General features: G+C 58.1%; 21 protein-coding genes and 1 pseudogene. 10 read left to right on the forward strand and 12 right to left on the reverse strand.

Features of this window, described 5'->3' with window-relative positions; translation table 11 throughout:
• The first annotated feature begins 39 nt into the window (after positions 1-39).
• The 5 genes from FGZ14_RS04545 to FGZ14_RS04565 all read left to right on the forward strand — a co-directional run bounded on the left by FGZ14_RS04545 (position 40) and on the right by FGZ14_RS04565 (position 5,407).
• On the forward strand, positions 40-879 hold the full coding sequence (locus FGZ14_RS04545) for a TssN family type VI secretion system protein (protein ID WP_139921660.1): 840 nt from the start codon (positions 40-42) through the stop codon (positions 877-879).
• A 68-nt stretch (positions 880-947) separates the two neighbouring features.
• Complete coding sequence (locus FGZ14_RS04550) at positions 948-2,123, forward strand: hypothetical protein (protein WP_139921663.1); 1,176 nt, start codon at positions 948-950, stop codon at positions 2,121-2,123.
• 30 nt (positions 2,124-2,153) lie between these two features.
• A complete protein-coding gene (locus FGZ14_RS04555) occupies positions 2,154-3,056 on the forward strand; it encodes a hypothetical protein (RefSeq protein WP_139921665.1) in 903 nt (300 codons plus the stop codon).
• A 42-nt stretch (positions 3,057-3,098) separates the two neighbouring features.
• Entirely contained in the window at positions 3,099-3,524 is a 426-nt protein-coding gene (locus FGZ14_RS04560; RefSeq protein ID WP_139921667.1) for a GPW/gp25 family protein, read from the forward strand.
• Between the two features lie 35 nt (positions 3,525-3,559).
• A complete protein-coding gene (locus FGZ14_RS04565; protein ID WP_139921670.1) occupies positions 3,560-5,407 on the forward strand; it encodes a type VI secretion system baseplate subunit TssF in 1,848 nt (615 codons plus the stop codon).
• A 148-nt stretch (positions 5,408-5,555) separates the two neighbouring features.
• On the opposite strand, the gene FGZ14_RS22220 is transcribed toward FGZ14_RS04565, so the two are convergent.
• Complete coding sequence (locus tag FGZ14_RS22220) at positions 5,556-5,876, reverse strand: hypothetical protein (protein ID WP_308217167.1); 321 nt, start codon at positions 5,874-5,876, stop codon at positions 5,556-5,558.
• An 89-nt stretch (positions 5,877-5,965) separates the two neighbouring features.
• Positions 5,966-8,092, reverse strand: a pseudogene (locus tag FGZ14_RS04570) (ATP-dependent Clp protease ATP-binding subunit); the annotation flags it as partial.
• Positions 8,093-8,408: 316 nt separating this feature from the next.
• On the opposite strand from FGZ14_RS04570, the gene FGZ14_RS04575 reads away from it, so the two are divergent.
• The 3 genes from FGZ14_RS04575 (at position 8,409) to tssD (ending at position 10,783) form a co-directional block, all read left to right on the forward strand.
• The gene (locus FGZ14_RS04575) at positions 8,409-8,849 is read left to right on the forward strand and encodes a type VI secretion system contractile sheath small subunit (protein ID WP_139921672.1); all 441 of its coding nucleotides are present in this window, start codon (positions 8,409-8,411) and stop codon (positions 8,847-8,849) included.
• 63 nt (positions 8,850-8,912) lie between these two features.
• Positions 8,913-10,283, forward strand: a complete 1,371-nt coding sequence (locus FGZ14_RS04580; RefSeq protein ID WP_139921674.1) for a DUF5458 family protein — start codon at positions 8,913-8,915, stop codon at positions 10,281-10,283.
• Positions 10,284-10,381: 98 nt separating this feature from the next.
• Positions 10,382-10,783, forward strand: a complete 402-nt coding sequence (tssD, locus tag FGZ14_RS04585; protein WP_073287881.1) for a type VI secretion system tube protein TssD — start codon at positions 10,382-10,384, stop codon at positions 10,781-10,783.
• A gap of 89 nt (positions 10,784-10,872) precedes the next feature.
• On the opposite strand, the gene FGZ14_RS04590 is transcribed toward tssD, so the two are convergent.
• The 9 genes from FGZ14_RS04590 to FGZ14_RS04630 all read right to left on the reverse strand — a co-directional run bounded on the left by FGZ14_RS04590 (position 10,873) and on the right by FGZ14_RS04630 (position 21,008).
• Complete coding sequence (locus FGZ14_RS04590) at positions 10,873-12,453, reverse strand: phospholipase effector Tle1 domain-containing protein (protein ID WP_139921676.1); 1,581 nt, start codon at positions 12,451-12,453, stop codon at positions 10,873-10,875.
• Between the two features lie 78 nt (positions 12,454-12,531).
• Positions 12,532-13,509 (reverse strand): DUF2931 family protein, encoded by a 978-nt coding sequence (locus tag FGZ14_RS04595; RefSeq protein WP_219601056.1) that lies wholly within the window; start codon positions 13,507-13,509, stop codon positions 12,532-12,534.
• Between the two features lie 128 nt (positions 13,510-13,637).
• Positions 13,638-14,051 carry a DUF4280 domain-containing protein gene (locus tag FGZ14_RS04600; RefSeq protein WP_139921680.1) on the reverse strand — a complete coding sequence of 138 codons (414 nt, stop codon included), beginning with the start codon at positions 14,049-14,051 and terminating at the stop codon, positions 13,638-13,640.
• A complete protein-coding gene (locus tag FGZ14_RS04605; RefSeq protein WP_139921682.1) occupies positions 14,048-14,968 on the reverse strand; it encodes a hypothetical protein in 921 nt (306 codons plus the stop codon). Before FGZ14_RS04605 ends, FGZ14_RS04600 begins: the two co-directional genes overlap by 4 nt.
• A 79-nt stretch (positions 14,969-15,047) precedes the next feature.
• The gene (locus tag FGZ14_RS04610; protein WP_139921684.1) at positions 15,048-16,916 is read right to left on the reverse strand and encodes a type VI secretion system Vgr family protein; all 1,869 of its coding nucleotides are present in this window, start codon (positions 16,914-16,916) and stop codon (positions 15,048-15,050) included.
• A gap of 176 nt (positions 16,917-17,092) precedes the next feature.
• Positions 17,093-17,665: a hypothetical protein gene (locus FGZ14_RS04615; protein WP_180754491.1), complete on the reverse strand. Its 573-nt coding sequence runs from the start codon at positions 17,663-17,665 to the stop codon at positions 17,093-17,095.
• 699 nt (positions 17,666-18,364) lie between these two features.
• On the reverse strand, positions 18,365-19,174 hold the full coding sequence (locus FGZ14_RS04620; protein WP_139921689.1) for a hypothetical protein: 810 nt from the start codon (positions 19,172-19,174) through the stop codon (positions 18,365-18,367).
• Positions 19,175-19,677: 503 nt separating this feature from the next.
• Positions 19,678-20,358, reverse strand: coding sequence for a spheroidene monooxygenase (locus tag FGZ14_RS04625; RefSeq protein WP_257883339.1), 681 nt, complete (start codon positions 20,356-20,358; stop codon positions 19,678-19,680).
• 140 nt (positions 20,359-20,498) lie between these two features.
• Positions 20,499-21,008, reverse strand: coding sequence for a pyridoxamine 5'-phosphate oxidase family protein (locus tag FGZ14_RS04630; protein ID WP_139921691.1), 510 nt, complete (start codon positions 21,006-21,008; stop codon positions 20,499-20,501).
• Positions 21,009-21,089: 81 nt separating this feature from the next.
• Here FGZ14_RS04630 and FGZ14_RS04635 point away from each other — a divergent pair, with 81 nt between their 5' ends.
• Positions 21,090-21,731, forward strand: a complete 642-nt coding sequence (locus FGZ14_RS04635; protein ID WP_139921693.1) for an ACP phosphodiesterase — start codon at positions 21,090-21,092, stop codon at positions 21,729-21,731.
• Between the two features lie 158 nt (positions 21,732-21,889).
• Here FGZ14_RS04635 and FGZ14_RS04640 read toward each other — a convergent pair whose 3' ends face one another.
• Positions 21,890-22,405, reverse strand: a complete 516-nt coding sequence (locus FGZ14_RS04640) for a peptidylprolyl isomerase (RefSeq protein WP_139921695.1) — start codon at positions 22,403-22,405, stop codon at positions 21,890-21,892.
• A gap of 231 nt (positions 22,406-22,636) precedes the next feature.
• On the opposite strand from FGZ14_RS04640, the gene FGZ14_RS04645 reads away from it, so the two are divergent.
• Entirely contained in the window at positions 22,637-23,773 is a 1,137-nt protein-coding gene (locus FGZ14_RS04645) for an SMP-30/gluconolactonase/LRE family protein (RefSeq protein WP_139921698.1), read from the forward strand.
• Positions 23,774-23,871 lie beyond the last annotated feature (98 nt).

Below are 23,871 nucleotides of genomic sequence, written 5' to 3' on the forward strand. Positions count from 1 at the left end.
TCCCCGGCCTCATCCTTGTGATTACCCATAGTAGCGCAAATGCTGAATATTAACCCTCAAGCACAGGCCCGCAGCGCGGCAGGCAATCTGCTTTCGAATGCACGCTCGAGCCTGCAGCAGAACCCTACCTTCATCAGCGTTTTTCTGTATCTGCTCAGCAGCCTGCTCCTATTCGCTTTGATTGGCGCGGGTGCTGTGTACAGCCCGTTTTCTTACAAAATCACCTTCCTGCTGGTGCAGGCCGCGTCTTTGCTGGTGGGCACGCTCCACCTGTTTGCCCAGCGGCGCTGGCTTGCCTGGTTTGACGAGGACAACTGGGCGCACGGTACCGTCATGACGGTGCTGGCCTGGATGGCCGGGGCCCTGGGTATGGCCCTGTTGGTATGGATGCCCAACCTGGAAGACCGCACCCCGCCTACGGCCTATGTCATGGCCACGCTGACCGCCGTCATTCCATACTTCTTCCACGAGGCATACCGGGCCTGGAACCGGATTCCGATGAAGTACTACAAGCTCTGGCACTACCAGACCAACGCGCAGGGCCCCGACTTGGCGCGCATGGACCTGAGCAATTTTATGGTGCTGCACTTCTGGATGTCGCGGCGCTTTGGGGAGTCGCTTTACCACGATTTTTCGTCGAAGGCGCCGTATGAAATGCACCTGGGCGACCTGTTTCACATCTTCCTGACCGACTACAATGTGCTGAAGCCCGATCAGTCCTTGCAGTATTTGGACGAGCAGGGGCAGCCGTTCGGGTGGGTTTTCTACGCCAAGCAGGCCTGGTGGAAGCCCCGCCGCTACCTTGACCCCGACTACAGCTTCCGCGACAACTTCCTGAAGCAGGGCGACATTATCGTGGCCCGGCGCGTGCCCCACTAGGTTCGGCTTGGTTCCGCAGCCGCTTGCCTAACTTGCGCCGCTCTCTATCCTTCCTTTCTGTTTTTACTATGCTACCCGAAATCAAGCACTACCCCGTGAACTGGGTTGATGGGATGAAAATATCCCGCCGTCATTTCACCGAGCTTGAACAGTTTACCACCGAGCACCTCCGCGACGCTACCGCCGTGGGCCTGAGCGCCCACCGCTACGGCCTGCTCCCCACCGACGGGCACGGGCTGCCTTCCCTGGAACTACTGCTGAATGTAAACCAGCAGCAGGAAATTCAGGCCCGGTTACTATACTGCCGGGCTGTTACGGCCGGCGGAGCCCGCATTGAAATTACAAGCGCCAACGAACCTCTGACCCTGCACACCAGCCTGGCTCAGGTGCTCCAGGAGTTTAACCTGACTGCCACGGAGCAGCTGCGTTTCAGCATAGTAGTATCTGTAAACCCCTACGTGCGGGTGCCCATGGGGCAGCCGGCCGTGGAGGAGGTGCCGCCCCGGCACCCCTATACCCGCCCGGAGTACCAGCTCAGTATTGTGCCTACCCAGCAGGTGAATACGTCGGCGGTCAGCTCTTTTCATCTGGTGGTGGGGGAGCTGCTCTACGCCGAAGGAACGCTACGCGTATTGGCGGGCTACATTCCGCCCAGCACGGCGCTATCCAGCCACCCAGATTTACTAAATTGGCTGCACCAATTGGAGCATGTGCTGCAGGAGGTGGAAACGGATGCCTTCAAGGTCATTCATAAAGTGAAGCTGCGCGCCGATAAGAAAAGCGCCCTCAGCGAGCATGTGCATTTCCTGGCCGAGCGCACCGTGTTTGCGTTGGCTCAACACCTGACCAGCTTCTCGCTGAGTGCCGCCGAGCAGCCGCCCATCTACTTGCTGGATGCCCTGATGCGCATGGGCAAGCAGATAAAAACAACCCTAGAGTGCCTGACGGAAGCCGAGCGGGAGGAGTTGCTGAAATACATAGAGCAGTGGTCGGAAACGGTGCCGGCCATCCTGTTGAACGCCCTGCAGGGGGTAGTAACCATGCGCTACGACCACCACCGCGTGCACGAGCACTTGGCTCAGCACCTGTCGCTCTGGCAGCTGCTGGCCGCTATTTTCCGTCAGCTCACCCAGCTGGAGTACATCGGTAAGAACAAGGAAGGCTGGAAAACCTTCATCAACGAAAACCCCGTGGCCCCGGCCGTTGCGCCGGAGAAGCCCGTTTCGCGGTGGAACCCCTTCTAAGCTCTCTGGCCCGTTATCCTGCCCCCTCGCATGAAACCCCTCAACCACGCCGAACGCAATACCCGCCTCTGGAAATTCACGCTGTTTTACGTGCTGGCCCTGGCCCTGCCCCTGGTAGCCTCCTACTACCTGTTCTCCGATGGCTCCATTGCCGAAGAAAATCAAAAGCTGAAGCGGGAGCTGGAGCGTACCCGCGACGAGCAGCACAAGCTACTGGTGCAGCTGGATACGCTGACCTCGCACCTGCAGCGCATTGAATTGACCGACCGCCAGCTGCGCACGGAAAGCAACGACCTGGTAGTGGGCGACCTGAACAAGCGCACCCAGGACTACCTCAATGCTATTGCCGTAACCCTGAGTGAGTTGCGCCGCGACTCCACCCAGATGCAGTTTCTGACCAACAAGCGCCTGGCTCACAACATCCTGCGCGACTTCGACCTGTTCCGCAGCAACCGCAGTACCGTTGATTTCCTGCGCCAGTCCCTGGACAAAAAGGGCATTGACGTGTCGGGCAAGGAGGAAATGGCCGCTGAGCTGGCGCAAACCAAGCAGCTCCTGGCTACCTACCAGGCCGCTGCTGCCAACCGTCCCGCGCCTGCTATGATGAGCAGTGGGGGCGGGGGAGGAGGCTCCGGCGGTGGCGGTGGGGGTAGTGCCCGCGCGGCCGACCTGCAGCGCCGCCTGCAGGAAAGCATCACGCAAGTAGCCTTGCTCTCAGATCAGGTAAACTTTGCCAATGCCGACTGTTTGCGCCTGCGCTCGGCGGGCATGAGCAAAGAGCAGCGCAAAGAAATGCTGGAACAGTCGCGCAAAGGGTTTGTGGCTATTCTGCAGAACCCCAGCTCCGAAGACATGAAGGCCAGCGTGGAGAAAATGATTGACTCCATTGACAAAGAGCTGGGCCGCAAGCGAGGCATTTTTGGTTATAAATAGCCGGCCCGATCCTACCGGCTGCTACCCCCAGAACTACCGCGCATGAGCAATGAGTATTACCGCCTGCCGCTGAATTTCGAAGAGCTGCTGCAGCGGCAGCCCCTGACGCGCTGCTCGGTGCAGGAGTCTATTGCCCAGCACCTGTACCTGATGCTGACCACCCACTTCGGCGAGTCGAGGTTTGACCCGGCCTTTGGCTGCGTGGTGTGGCAGCAGGATTTCGAAGCCATGACCAACATGCGCTGGAAAGACAATGTGCAGCGCTCCGTGGAGCAAATGGTGGCCGCCCGCGAGCCGCGCCTGGAGCAAGTAAAGGTGCTCGTGGGTATTGAAGATTTTGAGATGAAAGGCGTCAACCAGCGCATCCGGAAAAGGCTGGAGGTAACCGTGCGCGCCGTATTGCGCCGCACCAACGAGCCCTTTGCTTTCCGGGCCAGCCTGTTTGTGGCGCCGCTCTCCGTTGTATAGAAAAAGCGCTGCTTTTAGTTTGCTACCTGCTAGTTATGCACCCATCCGAGGATTTTACCAAAGCCGGAATTAAAAGTCGCCTGACCCAGAAAGCGGCCGAAATGTGGGGCTACAGCGAGGCAGATCTGGATGGCTTTGACCCCCTGGTGCAACTGCTGCTGGAAGCCTGCGCCGTAGAGCTGGAGAAAATCGGGCAGGAAATCAACAACACGCAGTACCGGCTGGTAGAGCGCCTGGCAGGCCTGCTGAACCCCGACGTGATAGATGCGCCCCGCCCCGCCCACGCCGTGGCTCAGGCCTCTCCCCGGGAGCCCGTATTGCAACTGCCTGCCGACGCGCAATTCGCTTTTCAGCGGCCCGTGCTGGGGCGCTCGGCCAGTGCTTCGGCCACCTTCTTTTCGCCTTTGCAGAATACCCGCTTAGTGGATGGAGCCGTGCGCTACCTCGCCACCGACGACCAGGTGTGGCGTGTGGAGCAGGTAGGCCAGAAACGGCCCTTAGCGGCAGCTATTCGCCCCGAGCCCGCCGAGTACCGCCGGCTGTGGATAGGGTTGGAGCTGAACCCCGAGGTAGCATCCCTGGCCGACCTGACCTTTTACTTCGACTGGCTGAACGAACCCCGGCGCGAAGCCTACTTAAGCTACCTGCCCGGCGAAACGTGGCTACTAGGTGGGCTCCCTCTCAGCGTAGCCCAAGGCCTGCGGGCGGGCAATCTTGATGCGGAGCCGCTGCTGCACCAGGAGTACGATTTTCTGCAGCGGGTAGAAGAACAGGTCCGGCAGCTGTATGCTCCGGGCTTTGTGCGGGTGCAGTCGGGCCCTAGTACCGAGCTGCAGTTTTATCTGCGCGAGGCTTTTCCGGCGGCCCTGGCCGCTCGCTTCGCCCCGGAAGTGCTGGAAACGCTGGCGCAACCGCTGATCTGGCTGGAGGTGCGCTTCTCGCACGCCCTACCCCCCGAGGCGCTGGCAACCGTTACCTGCGGAGTCAACTGCTTTCCGGTGCTGAACCGCCGGCTCAACAAGCAGCTATTCCGTCTGCAGCCCGCCCTGAACATCTTCCCGTTGGCTTCCGAGGAAGCATTTCTGGCCATCAAGGAGATTTATAGCCTGCGCAACGTAGTATTCCGCTCTACTACCCTCACCACGCTCAACGAGCACGACACCGACACCTACACCCTGCGGTACGGGGCGGGCCGGTTTGATGCGCGCTCGGGTAAGGAGGCTCTGCTGGAGCTGCTGGAGCTGCTCCGCGACGAAAGCCGTGCCTTCACGGCCACGGGCACTGATTTCGTGGCTAACACCCTGCGGGAGCTTAACCAAAGTCTAGCCCGCCTGGAAGAGCGGATGGGCCAAGCCGACATCGAGCAAACCGGCGACCCGGCTCCTTATGTTATGCTTCGCCCTCGCGACGCCAACGACAGCGTGTACCTGGAATATTGGTCGAGCGACGGGGAGGCCGGCAACCGCATTCCCAGCGGCAGCCTTCTACAGGTTTTCGACGGGCACTACATTGATGCCGTGCAGCTGGTGACTACCACCACCGGGGGGCGGGAACGGCCGCGGCCTGAGGAGCGGGTTTTTGCCCTGCGGAGAAACCTGCTCAGCCGCAACCGCATCGTAACGCTGGAAGACATTCGGGCTGCTTGCTGGGCCGAGCTGGGCAGCCAACTCGGCCAGGTGCACATCGAGAAAGGATTTCGCACGGGCGGCTCGCCCACGGCGGGTTTTGTGCGTTGCATTCGGGTGCAGTTGACGCCCGCAGCCACCAGCCGCATGTCGGGGCCGGAGTGGCAGCGCACCGCCCACGAGCTGCAGGTGCTACTAGCCAGCCAATCGGCCATGAACCTGCCCTACGAGGTGAGTTTACTGCCTGCGGCGGGGTAGTAAACTCAGCTACAGGCAACAAGCGAAATCAGCCGCCGAGCCGTTATAAAAACGGTGGTCCGACGGCTGATTTCGCTTTGTAGGAAAAGGCGGTGGTAATTAAATGCTTCAAGCCAAGAGCTTACCTCCGGTAATGGCAGCCACCAGGCTAACCGATTGGCGCAGCTACGTCTGGTTGCTCAGCTAGCTCTTTGGTAGCTTCCATGTGCCAGGTCAGGTCCTCGGCGTCCGGCAGCTTATCAAGTGATATGACGGAGCCTTTGCCTACCTCGCCGGCAATAATCATCCGGGAAATGGGGCGGCGGAGCTGCTGCCGAATAACCCCTTTGATGGGCCGGGCTCCGTAGCGCGGCGTAAAGCCCAGCAGGGCCAGGTAGCTGCGGGCTTCGGGCGTAAGCTCCAGCGTAATGCCCTGGCGCTTGAGCTGCTCCTGCAGGGGACGCAGGTGAATGTCGAAGATCTGGACCACGTTTCCTCTGAAATAGGCGCGAAGGGCACAATTTCCGTGAGGCGGGCCAGAAACTCGGGGCGGAAGTAGCGGCTCATGGTTTCCATGAGCGTGCTGGTAGCCGGTATCTGGCCCGCCCCGAACGACTGGATAATCTGCTCACTACCAATGTTGGAGGTGAACAGGATGACGGCATTGGAAAAGTCGCCTTCCCGCCCCAACCGGTCGTGCAGGCGGCCTTCATCCAGAATCTGCAGGAAGATGTCGAACACCGAACTGTGGGCCTTCTCAATTTCATCGAAGAGCACCACCGAGTAAGGCTTCTCCCGGATTTTATTGACCAGCAAACCGCCTTCCTCGTAGCCCACGTAGCCGGGAGGCGCTCCGTACAGCAGGGCCGCCGAGTGTTCTTCTTTGAATTCCGACATATCAAAGCGAATCAGGAAGGACTCGTCGTTGAACAGGAAGTCGGCCAAAGACTTAGCCAGCTCGGTTTTGCCCGTGCCGGTAGGGCCCAGCAGGAAGAAAGAACCAATGGGCTGCCCGGCCTTCGTGAGGCCGGAGCGCGACTCCAGAATGGCCTCGCACAATGCTTTCACGGCGTGGTTCTGGCCCACTACGCGCTGCTGCAGGGTTTGGTCCATGTTCAGCAGCTTGTCCCGCTCGTTGCTTTGCAGCTTGCCCAGCGGAATACCCGTTTTGCCCGATACAACGGCGGCAATATCGGTACGCTCCACCCGGTCCTTCTTGGTGCCCGAAAGGTTTACCACGGCTTCCAGCAATTCCCGCACATAGGCTTCCAGGGCTTCAGCAGTTTCCAAAGCCTCGGGCTGCTGTTCCTGATCAAGCTGGTTGAGCCACAGGTGGCTAACCTGGTTCTGAACCTGATACAGAAACCAGCGCAGCTCTTTCAGGTAGTCGGCTGCTGTCAGCTCCGTCTGCCGACCAACCAGCGTCTCAAAATCCTGCTGTAGCTGCAGCAGCTCGGCACTGGCGTGCTCGTCCAGCATCCGGATGGCGGCCATGGTGCGGTCCACCAGGTCAATAGCCGAATCGGGTAGTTGCCGGTCTTTGAGGTAGCGTTTGGCTAGGCGCACGGCCTCGCCCACCGTGCCTTCGCCTACCTGCAGGCCGTGGTGAGCGGCGTAGTAGGGTAGCACACTTTCCACCATGCGCTCGGCCACCACGATGCTCGGCTCTTCTACCCGTAGCACATCGAAACGGCGGTTGAAGGCCTCATCGGCCTCAATGTATTGGCGGTACTCGTCATTGGTAGTAGCCCCGATTACGGTGATTTCGCCGCGGGCTAGCTCCGGTTTCAGCAGTTGGGCTATGCCCGCGCCCGCCGAGCCTTTGGGGTCAAGCAGCACATGAATTTCGTCGATGAAGAGAATGGCCCGGTGGTACTGCTTGATTTCGCTGAGCACGCTTTTAATGCGGTCCTCCACCTCGCCTTTGTACGAAGCGCCTGCTACCAGCGTGCCCAGGTCTAGCTCGAACAGCTCTACTTGCTGCAGGTGGCCCGGTACTTTCTTCTGCACAATCTGCTGGGCAAACCCTTCCACCAGCGCCGATTTTCCTACCCCCGGCTCGCCTACCAACAGGACGTTGGGCTTGGTGCGCCGCCCCAGAATTTCGGCCATTTGCCGCGTTTCCCGGTCGCGCCCTACAATGGGGTCCAGCTTACCGCTTTCTGCCTGAGTTGTTTTATTGATGCAGTATGTGGCCAGGGCACCGGCTTTGCCGGTGGGGTTGCGGTCGGATAGGGGGGCAGTAGCCTGTCCATCAGTGCCTACGGCTACCGGCTGCAAGCTGGCCGGCTCGGCCGCTTCCATCACTTCGCGCTGGGTGAGGGGTAGGGATTTTAGCTGCTCTGGCGTGTACACCAGGCCCGGCCGCAGCACAGCGGACAGGGCGCACAGTGGGTCCGTTTCTTCTTTGGAGAGCTGCAGGGCTACTAAGTCAGCTACTTCCAGAATGGCCTTTATTTCTTTGTCGGCGCCGGGCAACTCCGGGGGGCGCACGGCTTTCGGCAGGCTTTCCAGGCGCACTTCGGCCCATTCGCGCAGGTAGTGAATATCCTTGCCCAGCTCCACTGCCAGCCACGAAGCCAACCCTATTTCATTGTGGAGCAGGGCCGTAAATAGGTGAGAGGCGGCGTAGTATTCGTGCCGGTACTCGTGGGCTACGGCCTGGGCGATATGCAACGCCCGCTTTAACTCATCAGTGTAAGCCATTACTAGAAAGCAGGATAAAAGGAAAGATAGATCGGCCTCAAAGCAGGCAAGGCCAGTGGCCAGAATATAACCGGCGCGGTAAGGTAGGAGAATATCCGTATTGGCGATTAATTCGATGTAAATACATGGTTTTTCTTTTACGCAATAGCACCTTGCCAATAGGCTAGCATATAGGATTTTGCATATTATTTAATTGAGATTTGTGTGTTTTATTTTAGGTAGTTTTTCAAATTCCTGTACCTTACGGCCGGAAAAGCACGTAAAGCTTTTTGCCAATACATTGATACAGGTTGGTTTAGCTTAAATAATACAACGTATGTTCAATTACGGAATAGGAGGGCAGGAGCGGAAGCAGGATGGCGCCCAGGAGTCCATTTCAGATATTCCACTCAACCGCACCCTGCTGGTGCAAAAGCTCACCTCCGATCCGCCCCTGCGCGCCCAGATTGTAGAAGGCCTGCGTACCCCCGAAGCCGTATTTGCCCACTTCAAGCCCTCCGTAGAGGTAGAGTTTGATCGGGAAGATGGCACTACCGTCACGGAGAACTTGCAGTTTGAGTCGCTGGGCGACTTCGGCAAGAAAGGCATCATCAACCAGAGTAATTTTCTGCAGGACCTGAGCACGCAGACTGACGATCTGCAGAAGCTGCTACGCCAGCTAAAATCCAATAAGATCCTGAAATCGGCGCTGGAAACTCCTGAAACCAAGGCAGCCTTCCTGGCGGCCATTCAGGCCATGATCAGCGAGCTGGAGTAGTCGGCCCGGATTTTTTGTATCCGCTCGCCCTATTCGCTCATCCTCCGATAGAAATTCCCCTCTATGGCAACCGAACAAAACGCTTCTTCTGCTACCCCCTCACGGGAGCGGGAGCTTGCCCCTCGTCTTGAAGAAAACGCCCAGGCTTTAGCCAAATTTGGTGGTTTCGATTTGCTGGAAACTACCATCGATGGTGCTTCCAACCTCAACCCCGAGAAGAAGGCCCGCAAAAAGATTTTCCTGACGGAAGACAGCAAAAAGGCCGACCGCCAGCAGCTGAAAAAGCGCCTGGCCCTCTGGCACGAGATGCTGAGCAAGGCCGATTCCGTAGCCGACGCCGTGCAGCAATGCGAGGAGCAGGTAGAGTCTTCTTCCAACCAGCTGACGGATAACCTGCGCAAGGCCATTGAGGCCACGCACGATATGGAGCAGTCGTACCGTTCAGTGGCGCTCTTCTACCGCAACACCGATCAGGACGAGGTGAAGAACATTTCCATCCTGAATGCGGACAAAGACCAGCTGCAGGATCTGGACAATACCACCTTCATTGATGCGGTGTCCAATGAGCTGGAACAGAATTACGACCGCCTCGACCTGCGCGACAACTACTCACTGCTGGTGGTACCGGGCTACCTGGGCTCCAACAAGGTAATTGATAAGTGGGCCAAGATTGCGCACAAAAACAAGGTGATGATGGTCACCGATTTTGAGCACTACGATACCCCCGACGACGTAATTGAGCTGTTTGAGGAAGCCAACCTCACGGGCGCGGAAGCACACAAGTCTAACATCATCATGGCTTGTAACTGGCTGGTAGGCCGGGGTAAGCTAGAGGAGGTAGGCGAGGAGGAAGACCTGTTCGTGCCGCCTTCTTCGGCGTTGGCTGGGCGCATCTACAGCACCCTGGCTTCCCAGGTAACGGCTGGGCGCAAACACGGTACCCTGAACGAGGTGGATGGCGTGCGATTCCCGCTCCGTAAAAGCGAGATTGCCAACCTCGAAAAGCTGGGCCTGGTGCCCATGGTAAACGAGTACGGCCGGGTTATGGCTTTCTCTGCCAAAACTCTGTTCAACGGCGATAATATCGGCCTGCAGACCTACTCCGTGGTGCGGGTGTTCGACTACGTGACCAAGGTGCTGATTGACTTCCTGAACCGCCGCGCTTTCGAGAACTGGGACCACAACATGCGCATGGATATCCAGAGCCAGGTAGTGCGCTTCCTCGATGGCATTGCCGGCCCTGGTAAGCTGATTGAGAAGTTCTCCATCAAGAAGTTTGAGCGTGACCCCAACCAGAAGGACCGCATCCTGCTCGACATCCACATGGTGCCTTACTTCCCGGCCAAAACCTTCCTGGTGTCGCTCGATGGCACCAAAGGCGACGACCCGAATGACCCCGGCCGCGACTGGAACGCTGAATACAAGCAGCAATAGCCAGCGGTCTAGTGGCTTCTGCTCAAGCTAAATAGCAGTAACATAGTACAGTATTTTCATTTCCTTCCTTTCATTTTTAACCCCTTACGCATTTTATTATGGCCTCATTCAGTGCATTCTTTAACGCCGCTGGCAGCGGTGACTGCGAAGTAGTAAGCTGCAGCTACTCCTTCGATCAAGCCATCGATGACAAAGGACGTCCTTCGTCAAAGGTGCAGGGCGGCACTATTAAAGTGACAATTGTTTCAACCGACAGCGCTTCGCTGACGAGCTGGATGCTGGATCCTTACAAGCGCGAAAGCGGCAAAATCACCTTCAAGCGCATTGATCAGGACTCAACCCTGAAGGAAATTTCCTTCGAGGAAGCCTACTGCGTAAGCTACGCCGAGCACTTCGATGCTCGTGGTGCTGACACCAACACTTCTATGACCCTGAGCCTGACCATTTCGGCCAACAAAATCAACGCCAACGGCGCTGTGCTGGATAACAAGTGGGTGTAACCACTTTCCCAGTAAGCTGAAAAGCCCCCGCAACTTCTGTTGCGGGGGCTTTTTTGTGTTCTTCAAAAAGCTGTCATTCCTGGAAAATACTACCAGGAAAGCGCTTTTCGGGCCCGATCGAGGGCGCCGCTTACCGTTTCGTTGACTCGTCGGGCGGCCCCGCTGGCGGTATTACCAGCCCGTACACTGGGCTTATCTACCAGCTTACGATCATCGATGATAGTTCGGGTATTTTCTGGGGCCGGTCCCATCCCAATTTTCCACTCCGTAAGGGAGCGGGCTGAGCGGTGCAGGTAGTTGTTGCGTAGCCAGTGCAGTTGCGGACCGGGGCAGCGAATGATACCTTTCTTACCGGCTCCCTCTAGTTGTTGGGCCTGGTTTTGGTAGTTGCTGCTCAGGGGCTGCAGGGGCGCGGGCACTTCGTAGGTAGCAAAGCGCCCGGTAGCCGGAGAGAATTCGGAGGCTAATTTCTGGCTGTGGCGCTCGGCCAGGTCCAGCATGAGGGCGAGGGATACAAACTGATAGCCATTGGTGAGCGGGCGTACGCCGTCTTCCCAGACGGTAAGCTGGCGCGACTCGATGCTGGGCGTAATCGGGATGCGCTTGCCCATCACCGTAACTCCGCGGCCGGCTATGGCGGGCGTCTGGGCCGAATAAGCCGGCCGGAACTGCTCGGGGCGGTACCAGCCCCCAGCAATAAGCTGCTGCTTCTCGGCGGCGCTGCGGATGCGCCGTATCTCTTCCTGCCCATGCTCAGGATAGCTACCCCCAATATCGGAGTGAACCCCTGGCAGCTCCAGCTCGATGCCCTTGCTTGCGTCGAGGGAAGAGTTGATGTTGGTGAGGGAGAAGTTCTCGCGGAACTCGTCGCCGGCTGTGAGGTGCACTACTTTGTTGGGCACCTCACCCATGTTCAGGCCTAATTGCTTGACGTCGTCATCAAAAATACCCTCGACTTTGCCGCGTATGCCGTTGCCCATTACCCCCAGCAAGTCGCTGCCTCCCTCTTCAAAAGAAGAAACTGTATCGAATATCCCAACATAATTGATGACTAGTTCCGGGTCACTCTGGCCCAGCCAGTCTTCTTTCAGTCTTTTACGCTCTGATACAAAATGCCGGGCCGCTGCCGCTCCCCGGCTGAACCCGAATACATCGACAGTTATTTTCTTGATGTACTGCTCCTGATTGTTATAGGCTTTATTGATTCGTGCTCTGGCTTCGTTAATGCCTTTGGTAACTTTTGCGGTAATGCCAGTAGTACCTGAGCCAAAAGCGTAGCCCTGCCGCACGTCGCGGCCATTGGTTTCATCTGCCAGGGCTTGCTCAGCATTAAAGTCTTCCGTTCCTATCCCTTCAACGTAATATGATACTTCGTGCCGGGTAATGTCATTACGCTTATTCAGGTACTCCAAAATAGCCACGTTGGAGTAATAGTTGCCGTAGCTGCTGTCGGAACCCATTGTCTTCAAAATGCTTTCCTGGGCTTCCATGGTTGGCTGCCCCAGGCGCACGTTGGTGTTATTCCGGTTGTTGAGCGTACCGTCGAAGAATAGGCACAATTTAATTTCCAGGCCTTCTTTGCCGGGCGGGGCGGGAGGCGGTTCGCCCACTACGCCTTTCCCGATAGCCGTTTGGGGCGTATTCATCAGATGATCGAAGCCAGTATCCATAGCCAGCGTGATAAATAGGGAAAGAGGAAAGAATAAAGGCGGCGCCGATAGTGGCGACAAAAAATTACGTGCGCCGGGTTAAAGGTCGAAAAACTGGACTTTGGTTTTGTCCAGGGGCAGGTGGTGGGCACCGGCGCGCAAGGAGAGACTGGCTTTGTCGAGCTGCTCATTGACATCCACGTACAGAGTCAGGGTCTCCTGCGGATGTTGGGCGTGCAGGGTACGGAACGCGGCCAGGGTCTGCTGCTCGTCGAAGGGCGATACTTTTAGTAGGCGCTGGCGGCCATAGGCCCCGCGCACATAGAGCATGGCTGTCTTGGGCACGGCCTTATCGGTGGCCGAAAGCAGGCGCTGCAGGTGGGCCTGGATGTCGGGGGAGTCAGGCAGGCCCGTGCGCTCAGCGCTAAAGTAGCTAATGCCGTAGCGCGTGAGCGTGAGAGGCTGGCTAAAAGCCAGCTGCCAGCGGTAGTGGCGCAGGTACTCGTCCCACTTTTTAGCGCTGAGCGTGCCGGTAGCTATTTCACGCTGTACCTCGGGGCTAAGCTCGGCGCGCGTGTTGCGCACATCGGCGGCGCGGTCCACCTTGGGCCGGTGGCGGGCGTAGTCGTAATCCACTTTGTGCGCCTGGTAGCGCCCAATCAACACTTGCTGTCCTTCCCCATCAAGCCAGACCACCACGCCTCCTGTAGGCAGTACGGATACGCTTAGCCCCGAATACGTGAGCTGTTTCTGTTGCTCAGCATTCCAAATTCCTTGCTTGAGTAGGGCATAAATGCGCTGCTGAGGCAGGAGAAACTTGCCCTCCCAGAATTGATCCTCGGTGTAGGAAAACCAGCGGATTTCCATGCTGTCGGGGGCGGGCTGCAGTTCGTTGCCCACGCCCCAGCCAATGGCGGCCCCGCCCCAACCATTGGTCAGGAAATGGCCCCAGGGAATAGGGAAGCCCCCGCCCGTGGAGGCAAAGAATCGACCTTTGTCGATGGTAACAGGGTAGCCATCGGCCGTACCGGGGCTGGCGGAGAGACGAAATTTTTCAGTTTGGTAAGCAGGCAGCATGGATTTGTGTTTAGTGGGCTTCCGGTCGGAAGATCTAGCTTGGCAGCTGGCCAGGGAGCTGTTCAGGACCAGTAAAGCCAGTACCCAGCAGAACTTATGCATGGCAACAGGAAGGGGGGTAAGGAGCATTACTCATTTATCAGCAATGGGCACAGGCTCATAAAGGAGGTACGTGCCATTTCAACGCGGGGCGGGGAAGGCAGGCCCGGCACGGCAATCTGGAGGGTGCTCAGGATGCTTACCGTACCGCCGATGGCGCACTTGATGGTGCTTTTCTCCAGTAATGGGTTGCTAATAGGGCTCTGTACCGTTACCAGATCAAATACGTCCTGCCAAAACAGCAGCATGGGTGTGCAAGGCATGTTGTTTTTCACGATGCAGGTACCAAAAGGCAGAAACGTTTTGTCCTGGCTGGTAGCCACTAGCTTCCCCTGCAGGTACACATTCTGCTGGCTATTAACCTGCAGCATGCTCGGTAGCGAGCCTTTGTCGCAGCGGCAGATGGCACCGGTGCACACGAGTTCCTGTCCGGTCTGGCTCATAGAATACGGGTTAGGGTAAGCGTATATTGTTTGTTGTAGCGTTGGGCCAGGCGCCCGTACACCGTAAGATGCAGGTGGCGCGGCAAGCCGTCGGCCTGGTCTAGGCTGTACGCTGCCTCGTAGCCCAAATGCAGCGGCTCTTCCGGGGCTCCGGCCGGGGTAGGCGCAGCGGCGGGGTTGGTGGTGAGGGCATTGTGCATAGCCTGGCGCACCGCGGCGGTGTCAATGCTTTGGGTATCTGGCGAGCCGCGCAAGGTATAGTGGATGCCATCAGCCTCAGCAGCCACCAGCTGCCTGGTTTCATGAAAACGCAGGTCGAGCTTCGGAAAGAACTGCGAAAACTCGCGCTGAACCTGAATGGGCGGTGAGTTAAACTGCTCCGAAGCCCTTAGGCTCATGGCCAGTGCCTGGTACATGTAGTCGTGCCGTAGGGAGTACAGCACTTTATCCGGCTGCTCCATTTGGGCATCAAACAGCGCAATCAGCTTGTGTGTGACGGCATCATCGGGGCTGCTGTTGGCTATCAGCTCCTCCCGTAGGTTTGCCCAGGTAAGGACAAGCTCGGCGTGGTTGAGCAAGGAGCTTAGTTCTCCGTTTGGGCTCAGCTCTGCTTCTATTTCCGCGTACAGGGCGGAGAGCTGCAGGGCCATGCGCTGCATATGTTCCGGTTCCTCCTTTTGTACAAGCGCAGGCTGGCTAGCCCGAAAGAAGATAACACGTCCGGCCCCTCGCGGGGTGAGTAGCACCTGCAACTGCTTGGTGATGTGGGTAGTCCGCAGCTCGCCATCCAAAAATTCTTCCCACTGAATGAGGACCTCGTACGTAGCCGCTGAGCCCACCCCGGTTGAGGTCCGGACATCTGGCCGGGACCGGGCCGAGGAGCGAAAGGCAGAAGCTAAAGCATCACGAATTTTCATTCAGGCACCAGAAAGTAAGCTAATCAAGAAACCGGGGCCGCGCCCCACCCTTATGCATACACCACAAGGCAAGCGCCCATTAAGGCTTGCTCCATTTGATGTCGCTGCCCATGATTTTGGTAACACCGCTGGCGGCTATTTCCACATCATCGGCGGCTTTGGCAACCAGTTTTTTGCCGGCGGCTTCCAGCGTCAGGTCGTCGTTCACGGCTTTCAGTAGCAGCTCCTTCTGGGCTTGCAGCGCGATACTTTCCTCATGAGTAGCCACGAGCACGTTTTTCTGGGCCATTACTTCGATATCCTGACCCGCCCGCATCACAATGTTTTTCTTGGCTTCAATGGAAATCGTGTCGCCGGAGTTGAGGGTGATGGGCCCGTTAGAGGTTAGCGAGATGCTGCCGTTTTCCTGAAAGCTGATGAGCAGGGAAGTGCCCTTCTTATTGGAGTTAGAAATCAGGATCTGCTGCGCCCCCTGGGTATCTACCATCACAAACTTGTTGCCGCCGGCGGTCTGCAGGCCCTTCAGGTTGTTCTGAGGATGGGTGTATTTTTTGCCCTGCTTGTTGCTGGGGTGGAAGAGGTTACCCAGAATCAGGGGCTGCTCGGCGCGGTTGTGCTCGTAGCCTACCAGCACCTGCGAGCCTACCTCCGGGGTAAACAGCTGGCCTTTGCCGTCGCCGGAGTAAGGCGTGCTGATGCGGACCCAGTCGCTTTCGGCGTCGGTGGGCTTCTCTACGGGCCAGTAGTAGCGCACGCGCACCCGGCCCAGGCGCTCGGGGTCCTGCAAGTCGAATACCTCAGCCAGCTCGGGGTGCCCTACGGGCTGGGCGCGGTAGGGGCCCAGGGGCGGGTGCTCTGAGGACCACGGCACGGCCTCGAAGATGTTATTGTAGTTGCCCAGCTCATCCACCGTGTGCACGATGGAGGTAACGAAGTACTTGCCGAACGACTCCTCGCTTTCCACGTAGCTGCCCAGGCCTACCCCGGAGGCGTTGATGACACTACCCAGCTGCATATCGGGGTTTTCGCCCCAGCCGTTGCAGCTTACCAGGTTGGTGGCATGCTGCGACTTGTAGCGCGCTGCCACCTGCTCGGCGGTGGCCTGGCTGTCGAGGGCTACTGCGGAGGGCAGCTGCATGGGGTTGGGGAACAACCGCTCCGACTCCGAAAGGGCAAAGCTGGCCAACGGGTTCTGGCCCAGCCAGCTTACACTTTGCGAGGCCGACGAGGACTGCAGCGTCTTGTGTTGCTGCAGGTTGTACTGCGACACCACGAAGGCCGAGTGGCGCAGCGAGATGTTCAGGTTAAAGGAGGCGCGCACCCCGTCGCTGACAAAGTCGATTTCCTTGCCCGCGGGCCGGCCTAGCTGCAGCTGCTTGCCATCGTAGTAAAACCACTCGCCGTACTGAGCAGCCAGGCGGTGCAGGAAGGCGAAGTTGCTTTCGTCGTACTGGGCCAGGTAGGGGATGGGGGCCGTGTGCTTGGGCTGGGCGCGCAGGGCCAGCAGGTCGGCGGGGTAGGGCTGGAGCACTTTCTTGAAGATGGCGGCCAGGCCTTGCTTTAGAAAAGTGCGGCGCACGGGGGCGTCTTCGAGCAAGTAGGTAGGGCTGTAGCCCTGCACCTGAAACGAGCCGGTAAGGTCGCCCTGGTTGCCTACCTCTATCTGCGTGACAATGCCCTGGAAGGTAAAGTCGAAGTCGGTTTTACCGCCGTTGCCCAAAGCACCCAGCAGGTCGTCGGAGGTGCCGAACGAGATGGTAATGCTCTTGCCGCACAGCTCCTTGTGCGCCTTCGAGAGGAAGGTGCCCGTGTTGCCTTCCAGCCGATCAAAGGGGATGTTCAGGCTGAAATGATGGTGCCCGAACAAGGACTGACTAATGGATAAGCTGGTAAACTCCAGAATTTCTTTACCCCCAATCTGAATGCGGGTATCTACCTGTAGTGCCATATACGTGAGAAAGGAATGTGCAACAACTAGAGTCGGGGACGAAAGGATTGCCCTAACGGTACGCCGTAAAAGATGGTTGGTAAGGTAGTTGAATCCGAAGACTTAGACTTCCTACCCCTCCGGGAGGCCCAAACGGTGAAAATCGATTATTCATGTGGTGGATGCTCTGTGGCTAACTAATGGGAGGCTACATATAAACCAATTTCGTGTACCATAGAGGAATCAGCGAAATGGGAATGGGGCAGGGTAGCCGTCACCATTACCTTGCGGGCGTTGGGGCGGGGTTGGTAGCCAAACGAAATCCGGTGGCGTTGCCACGGGGCATTCATGACTTCCATAACGCGCTCCGGCTTGCCAGGGCCAAAAACCCGGCGTAGCTCACCTAACCGGATCAATCGGTCGGCGGGAGCCGAGAAGCTACCGGGGTTACTCGTAGCTGCGGGGGTAGCGGGAACCGGATGATGGGCCGAGATAAAAACGTAATCGGGCTGTTGCTGCTTGTTCAGATCAACCTGAATATCGTAAGGGCCTGATACGAGGGTGAACGACGTGCTGTCGGGGCTGAGTTGAGGAAGCGAATCGTGGCTGCTCAGCCGTTGGCTCCGCAGATTGGTGATGGGGGTGCCATTGGCCATTTGTAATGCATACCGGTTCACGATGGAAAGCAGGCTCACAGGTGGGGCTTGGGCAGCGGTATCGGCGTGGCGCTCAGTGGCCGTGCCGCAGCTAAACAGCCCTATTGTTACCAAAAGCGGGTAAACTTTCCTCCTGTTCAGTATCATTTAACCGGCAATAAGTGTGCGTATAGTTTACGGAAAGTAGCTGCCAACCAGCTTGCCTCTCGCTCGTCTTATTCTTGTGCAAAAAGCGAAATGGAGTCCACCATGGCCGAGTCAGCGTACTCCGGCGTGGGTAATGAGGCCCGAATGCTTGCCTCTCGGCTCTTGGTAGAAAGCAGAAAGCTGAATTCCACCGGATACCGTCGCCATTCTTCTTGCTTGGTGAGCATGGCTGGCCTAATCTGACCCGGCCCAAAGAGTCGTCGGAGCTCACCCAGCCGAATTAATCTGTCGGGTTTAGGTGGGGTAGCTATTGTATTCGCAGGAGAAGCAGGACGGCGGGCGGAGATAAAAACAGATTTCAGGCACTTCTCCTTATCCAGATATGCCTCCACTACACAGGTGTTCAAGGCCAAGATATACGAAGAGCTGTCCGGGTTAAAGCTGGGCAAGGTATCACCCCCATACCACCTGCTTTCTACGGTAGCAAGCGGTTTGCCCTGTGCCATCTGAACGGCGTAGTGGCCTACTACCTCTATCACGCTCGGCACGTGCATGGGAGCTGATGCCTTAGGAAGAGCGCCCTTCGTCTGGCCGCACCCAGCCAGAAAGGCACCCAGGCATGCTCTTGGTAGGCTGCAGGAGCTACCGCGCCGGACCGTAGGCTGGCTATTTTTTGGCCACATTGTACAGGGCTATTTTCTTGGCACCTGGAAAGAAGTGGATTTCCTGCCCCACGCTGCCCTCCGGCTTATCGAAGCCGCGCGGAACCAGGCTTACGGCATACTCATGAATCTGGAGAGTGGCACCCACCTTCAGAATGCCTTTCTTGACCCAGTCCTGCATCACGTTGGGAATCATATGTACGCAGCCGTGCGACTGACCCAGGGGCATGGTTTCTTTTCTCTTTAGCTCCCGGTTCATCAAGGCTACCAGCTCAAAATCGGTGGTTGTGTGCAGGAAGTCGCTGAGTATCTCTTCCTTTTTCCTGCCCGCCTTTGCCGTAGCATCCAGCCGCCTGTTTCCGTTGTAATCAACAAAGTACTTGATAGATACCTGGCCAAAGTCGTTGAAGACCCACTTAGCCGGTAGCGCATTCTCCCACTGCCCCGGCAGCTTGGCAACCTTGAAAAGCGACTTGGTGCTTCTTTGCAGGTCCTTATAGCGACTCTCCAGAGCAGACCGGGCACCCGCAGGATCTTTAGCGTATGTATCCCGCCAGGCGGGCAACGTGTGCAGGTGTTGCCATTTACCCTGCATAAACACCTCTACGTAGCCCTTTGCATCCAACCGAATGTCGGCTCCCCAGGGCACTACTGAGAAAGGCCACCGCCCGGGGCTGGTGTGCGGACCTACGCTCCCGATAACAAATCGGCCGTGCCGGGTAGAGGAATAGGCTTTGCCTGGCGTGTAGGGCTCGCCGGCCGGGCCCCCTTCGGCGTCGAAAACGGTTCCGGGAATTAGGGTGAAGCTATACATAGGATGCAAAGTCTAGCGTAAAGTCCTGATTAATTGCCCTCTGTAGGAATATGCCTGGCTGGTGTTATCAGCTACCCTCGAAAACGGGAAACGACACTTTATCCATGTAACCGGGGGTAGGAACCTGGGTCATTACACCGGGTAAGGGGGCGCAGTGCGTTGCACGGCAATGCGCTCCTGTAAAGAGTGAACTGGACAAATCATAGGTGATATCAATAATATGGTAGCTCGCCAAGATAGAAAACTTTACTGGAAGCCTTCTGCCGAAACCATCGTAATCAGCTGATCTGGCGCAGAACTGAAGTCCGGATAAACAAGGAGAAGTGCCCGATAAAGCTGGTTTAGTGCCCGCTAAAAGGCTTTTCGTCTCGCTGACTACCTCCTTAGGCAGGGCAACAGGAGGGGCGTATAAAATTGCGGTAGGGAACGCCCAACAGGAAGAAGTTAATGAAGGAAACTGGCCGGATGAAGGCTACGGTTCAGAGTTCGGAAACTGGCGCCGCTTACAGCGCCCGGCCGTCCCAGGTACCCTCGGTGCGCACCACCCGAAACCGGGCGAACAGCTCTTCCCCGTACCACTTTTCCTGGCGCGTGAGCTTGATGACCTGCTTGTGCTTTTCGCTGCGGTAGGCGTAGTCCTGCATGGCCTGCTGCGACTCCCAGAGGCTGAACGTAGCCTGGCGCACTACTGGCAACTCACCTAGCCCAATGGCAGCCCGCACACCGGGCGCGTGGGCCACCGTGGCACTGGTCGGGGCCACGTAGCGCCAGAAGCGGGGCGTTTTCTGCCACCGGATAGAGGCACGGGTAAGTACCGCCACGGGGCCGGTGGGTTCGGCCATTTCGGAGGGGTAGGCGAAGGGGTTAACACCATCCCAAAGCCCGTGCGACTTCAGGGGCACCAGCTCGGCAGTCCAGATTTCGGAGGTGCGCTGCTGGTACTGCTGCCACAAGGGGTGCTCGGCAAAAAACCGGGCCGCCGCCGCTTCCGACTCCCACACGGCCATGAAGCCGTAGCGCCGCAGGTTGGGCAGGGCCCCGAAGCCACCGGCTCCGCTGCCCAGCAGCTTCTGGAACCGCAGGCCCGCTACCTGCTGCAGAGGCCCTTGGGCGGTGCCCATCTGCGCGAAGCCCCACCGTTTCTGGTCGGGCAGCAGGGTAAGAATGGAAAGGGTAGTAAGCACGGGAAAAGGGGGGAATAAAAGGACTCTGCGTCCTTTGCGCAAACATCCGCGTTCCTCTGTGGGAACCGACGCCAGCACGAAACAACAAAAAAGGCCGGAATAAGCTTCCGGCCTTTGCTATACGAAAGAGGTAGCCCTCGTTAGCTGGGGTTTACTTTGGCGTGCTCGTCGCCGGTGGGCTGGTACCGCTCGCCGGTGGCCACGGCTTTCACGTAGCCGAAGGCACGCACCAGCACGCTGCTGGGCTGGTCCCAGTACTCGCCGCGGTCAATGGTAATGCGCAGCAAGGCAATGTTGGGGTCCTCGGGGCCTTTCGGGAACCAGGCACGCAGGCCTTCACTCCACAGCTCTTTGATCTTGGCCTGGTCGGTGAGTACCGAAGCCGTGCCGGAGATGGACACGTAGAGGTTATCGTCGGGCTTGGAGTAGCCCAGGTTTACGTGCTGGTCTTTGCGCACCTCATAAATCTTGGCCGAATCTTTCTCCGTGAAAAACCACAGGACACCGTCGGCCTCGGGCTTGTGCGTGTACATGGGGCGGCTATGCAGGCCACCTTCCGCGTCGGCGGTGGTCAGCATGGCAATCTTGATATCCTGGATTCGTTCGATCAGCTTGGTCACGTCGTGACTTTGGGCAACTTGCTCAGCCATTATGTTCAGGTTTTGGTTTTGGTAGAGTAGGATGGTCCAGGAAATACGCGCCCCGCGCCCGAAGGTTCAGTTGTGCCATCTTTGCTTCTCGTACATCCGCCCATGAACTTCCTGGCTCACCTGCTGCTTTCCGGCTCTCCCGGCACTACCCCTCATTACCCCGATATAGTGGTAGGCAACTTTGCCGCCGAGGCCTTACGGGGCCGCGCGGGCCTGCTGGCCTACCCCGAAACCGTGCAGCAAGGCATTCGGCTCCACCGCTTTATCGACTCCTTTACCGATGCGCACCCGGCCGTGCGCCGCACCACCGCCCGCCTGCGCGCAGCAGGTTTGGGCAAGTGGGCAGGGGTAGTGGCCGACGTGGGCTACGACCACCTGCTGGCCCGCGACTTCGCCCGCTACCATCCCAACCCCGCTGAACCCCTCTCGGTCTTCGCCCAGCGTATGTATGCCCTGCTCCACCTTCGCCGCCACGAGCTACCCGAGCGCCTGCAGGAAATGCTGCACTACATGCGCCTTCACGACTGGCTGACCGGCTACGCCCAGCCGGCCGGCCTGGAGCGGGCCCTGCTGGGCCTCTCGCGCCGGGTGCCCGCCGCCGCGGTGCTGGCTACCGGAGGTGCCGCGTTTCTGGCGGAATTGCCCGCGTACGAAGCGGATTTCCAGGAGTTCTGGCCGGAGTTGCGGGCAGGGGTAGCCGGTCGCATTATGTCCGACGAATGAGATTGATGATATAGTTCTATACTTTTTACTGGCCGATCAGACGGGAAGCTTCACTCCGTCTGATAGGCCAGTAAAAAGTAGAAGTCAGTTCTACTCACTGATAATGAAAAACGGGGCCAAGCGGCCCCGTTTTTAGTTTCTGAACAGCTAGGTAAGGCCTAGTGGTGGTGGCCGCCTTCGCCGTGCACGTGGCCGTGGTCGAGTTCTTCACGGGTGGCGTCGCGGACGGCGGCTACTTTGCCGTCGAAGTGCATCACCATGCCAGCGAGGGGGTGGTTGAAGTCCATCTTCACCGAGTCGGCGCCGATGTCCACTACTTTGCCTTGCATGTGGTGGCCCTGGTTGTCGGCCATGGGCAGGAAGTTGCCGACCTGCAGCATTTCCTCGTCAATCTGCCCGTCGATTTCGAATACGTTCTTCGGGATGTCCACTACGGCCTGCTGGTCGTAGTCGCCGTAGGCTTGCTCGGGGGTGAGGGAGAAGGTGAACGAGTCGCCGGCCTGCTTGCCATCAAGCTGACGCTCAAACTCTTCAGGCAGGCCGCTATGGCCGAACAGGAATACCATGGGGGCATCTTCCTCGGCCGATTCTACGAGGACTTTCTCTTGGTTTTCGTCGGTTACGCTCAGGTCGTAGGTGATGGTAACGACTTTGTTTTCGCTGATTTGGGCCATGTTTCGGGGTGGACAATGGCGTCCGGGGCTGGAAGTGGAGAATTGGGTTTCGGTAGGCTAGTTACGGAAATAGCCCGGATTTGTCGGTGCCGGAGTGGGGCGGATTGCGTTTTACGGGGCCTCAGGCGGCTTTGTAAAATTATGGCATCGGCTAACTGCCCGGTAAGCCCACCGTTAAGCTTGAGAAAGTAAACTGCTTTTTATTCTGCGCGTTGCGCCTGCCTTCGTCCTATGAAATCTTCCCTTACTGCCCTGCTGCTGGGTGGCGCCCTGCTGGCCGGCTGTCAGCAAAATCAGCCTAAAACGGAGCAAAACCCCGCCGCGCAACCCACCGACTCCACCGCTACGCACGTACCGCCCACCGCCGATACCGTGGCCACCATCGGGCAGCCGCAGCTGCTGCACACCCTGGACGAGGCCCACAACACCCCCGACGGGCTGGCCTTGGCCCCCGATGGCTCCATTATTCTGTCGGTACCCAACCTGGCCAACAACGCCTACCCCGCCGTGCTCATGAAAATGACCGACGACTCGCTCTCGACCTACCTCACCAACCTGCCCGTGGAGCCCACCACCCAGAAAGCGGCGCCCATGGACCTGGCCTTCGGGCCCGACGGCCACTTGTACTACGCCGAAAACCAGTACGAAAACAGCAAGGATTTCAAATCGAGGCTGATGCGGGTGCGGGTGGAAAACGGCAAGCCCGGCAAGGTGGAGACGGTAGTTGATAAGTTTGGCCTGGCCAACGCGGTGGTTTGGAAGGGCAACACCCTGTACGTGACCGACAGCCAGTGGGACCTGCCCGGCAACGACAAGGGTAGCGCCATTTTCCGCTTTACCCTGGCCGAGCTGAACAAGGGACCCATTCACCTGCAGCCCAAAACCAAGGACCCGCACGCGCTGGCCCTGTTCACGACAACGGTAAATGAAACCAACGTGGACAACGGCGTCGATGGCCTCGACTACGACAGCCAGGGCCGCCTGTACACCGGCTCCTTCGGCGACGGTACCTTCTACCGCGTCACTCTCAAGCCCGATGGCACCCTGGCCCGGCAGGAAACCCTCACGCTCACGGGCAAGAAGATTCCGTGCATTGACGGGCTGATTATCGACCGGAAAACGGATAAGGCCTATGTCTGCAACTCCCGCCAGAACGCCATTGAGGTTATCGACCTGAAGACCCTGGCCGTGACGACTCTGGCCCAGAACGGCGACACCGACGGCCGCGACGGCCTGCTGGACCAGCCCGCCGAAGTGCTGCTCAAAGGCCAGCGCCTCTACGTCTCCGACTTCGACAAGCCCGAGCGCAACTTCGTGAATACCCGCTCCGACGCCCCGCACACCATGTCCTACATCAGCCTGAAGTAATAACCCCTGTCATCCTGACGAAGGAAGGCCCTCTACCAAGAGTAATTACTCCTGGTAGAGGGCCTTCCTTCGTCAGGATAACAAGAGCAGGGTGGGTA

The organism is Hymenobacter sp. DG01 (genome assembly GCF_006352025.1).
In the GTDB taxonomy this organism is placed as follows: Bacteria; Bacteroidota; Bacteroidia; order Cytophagales; family Hymenobacteraceae; genus Hymenobacter.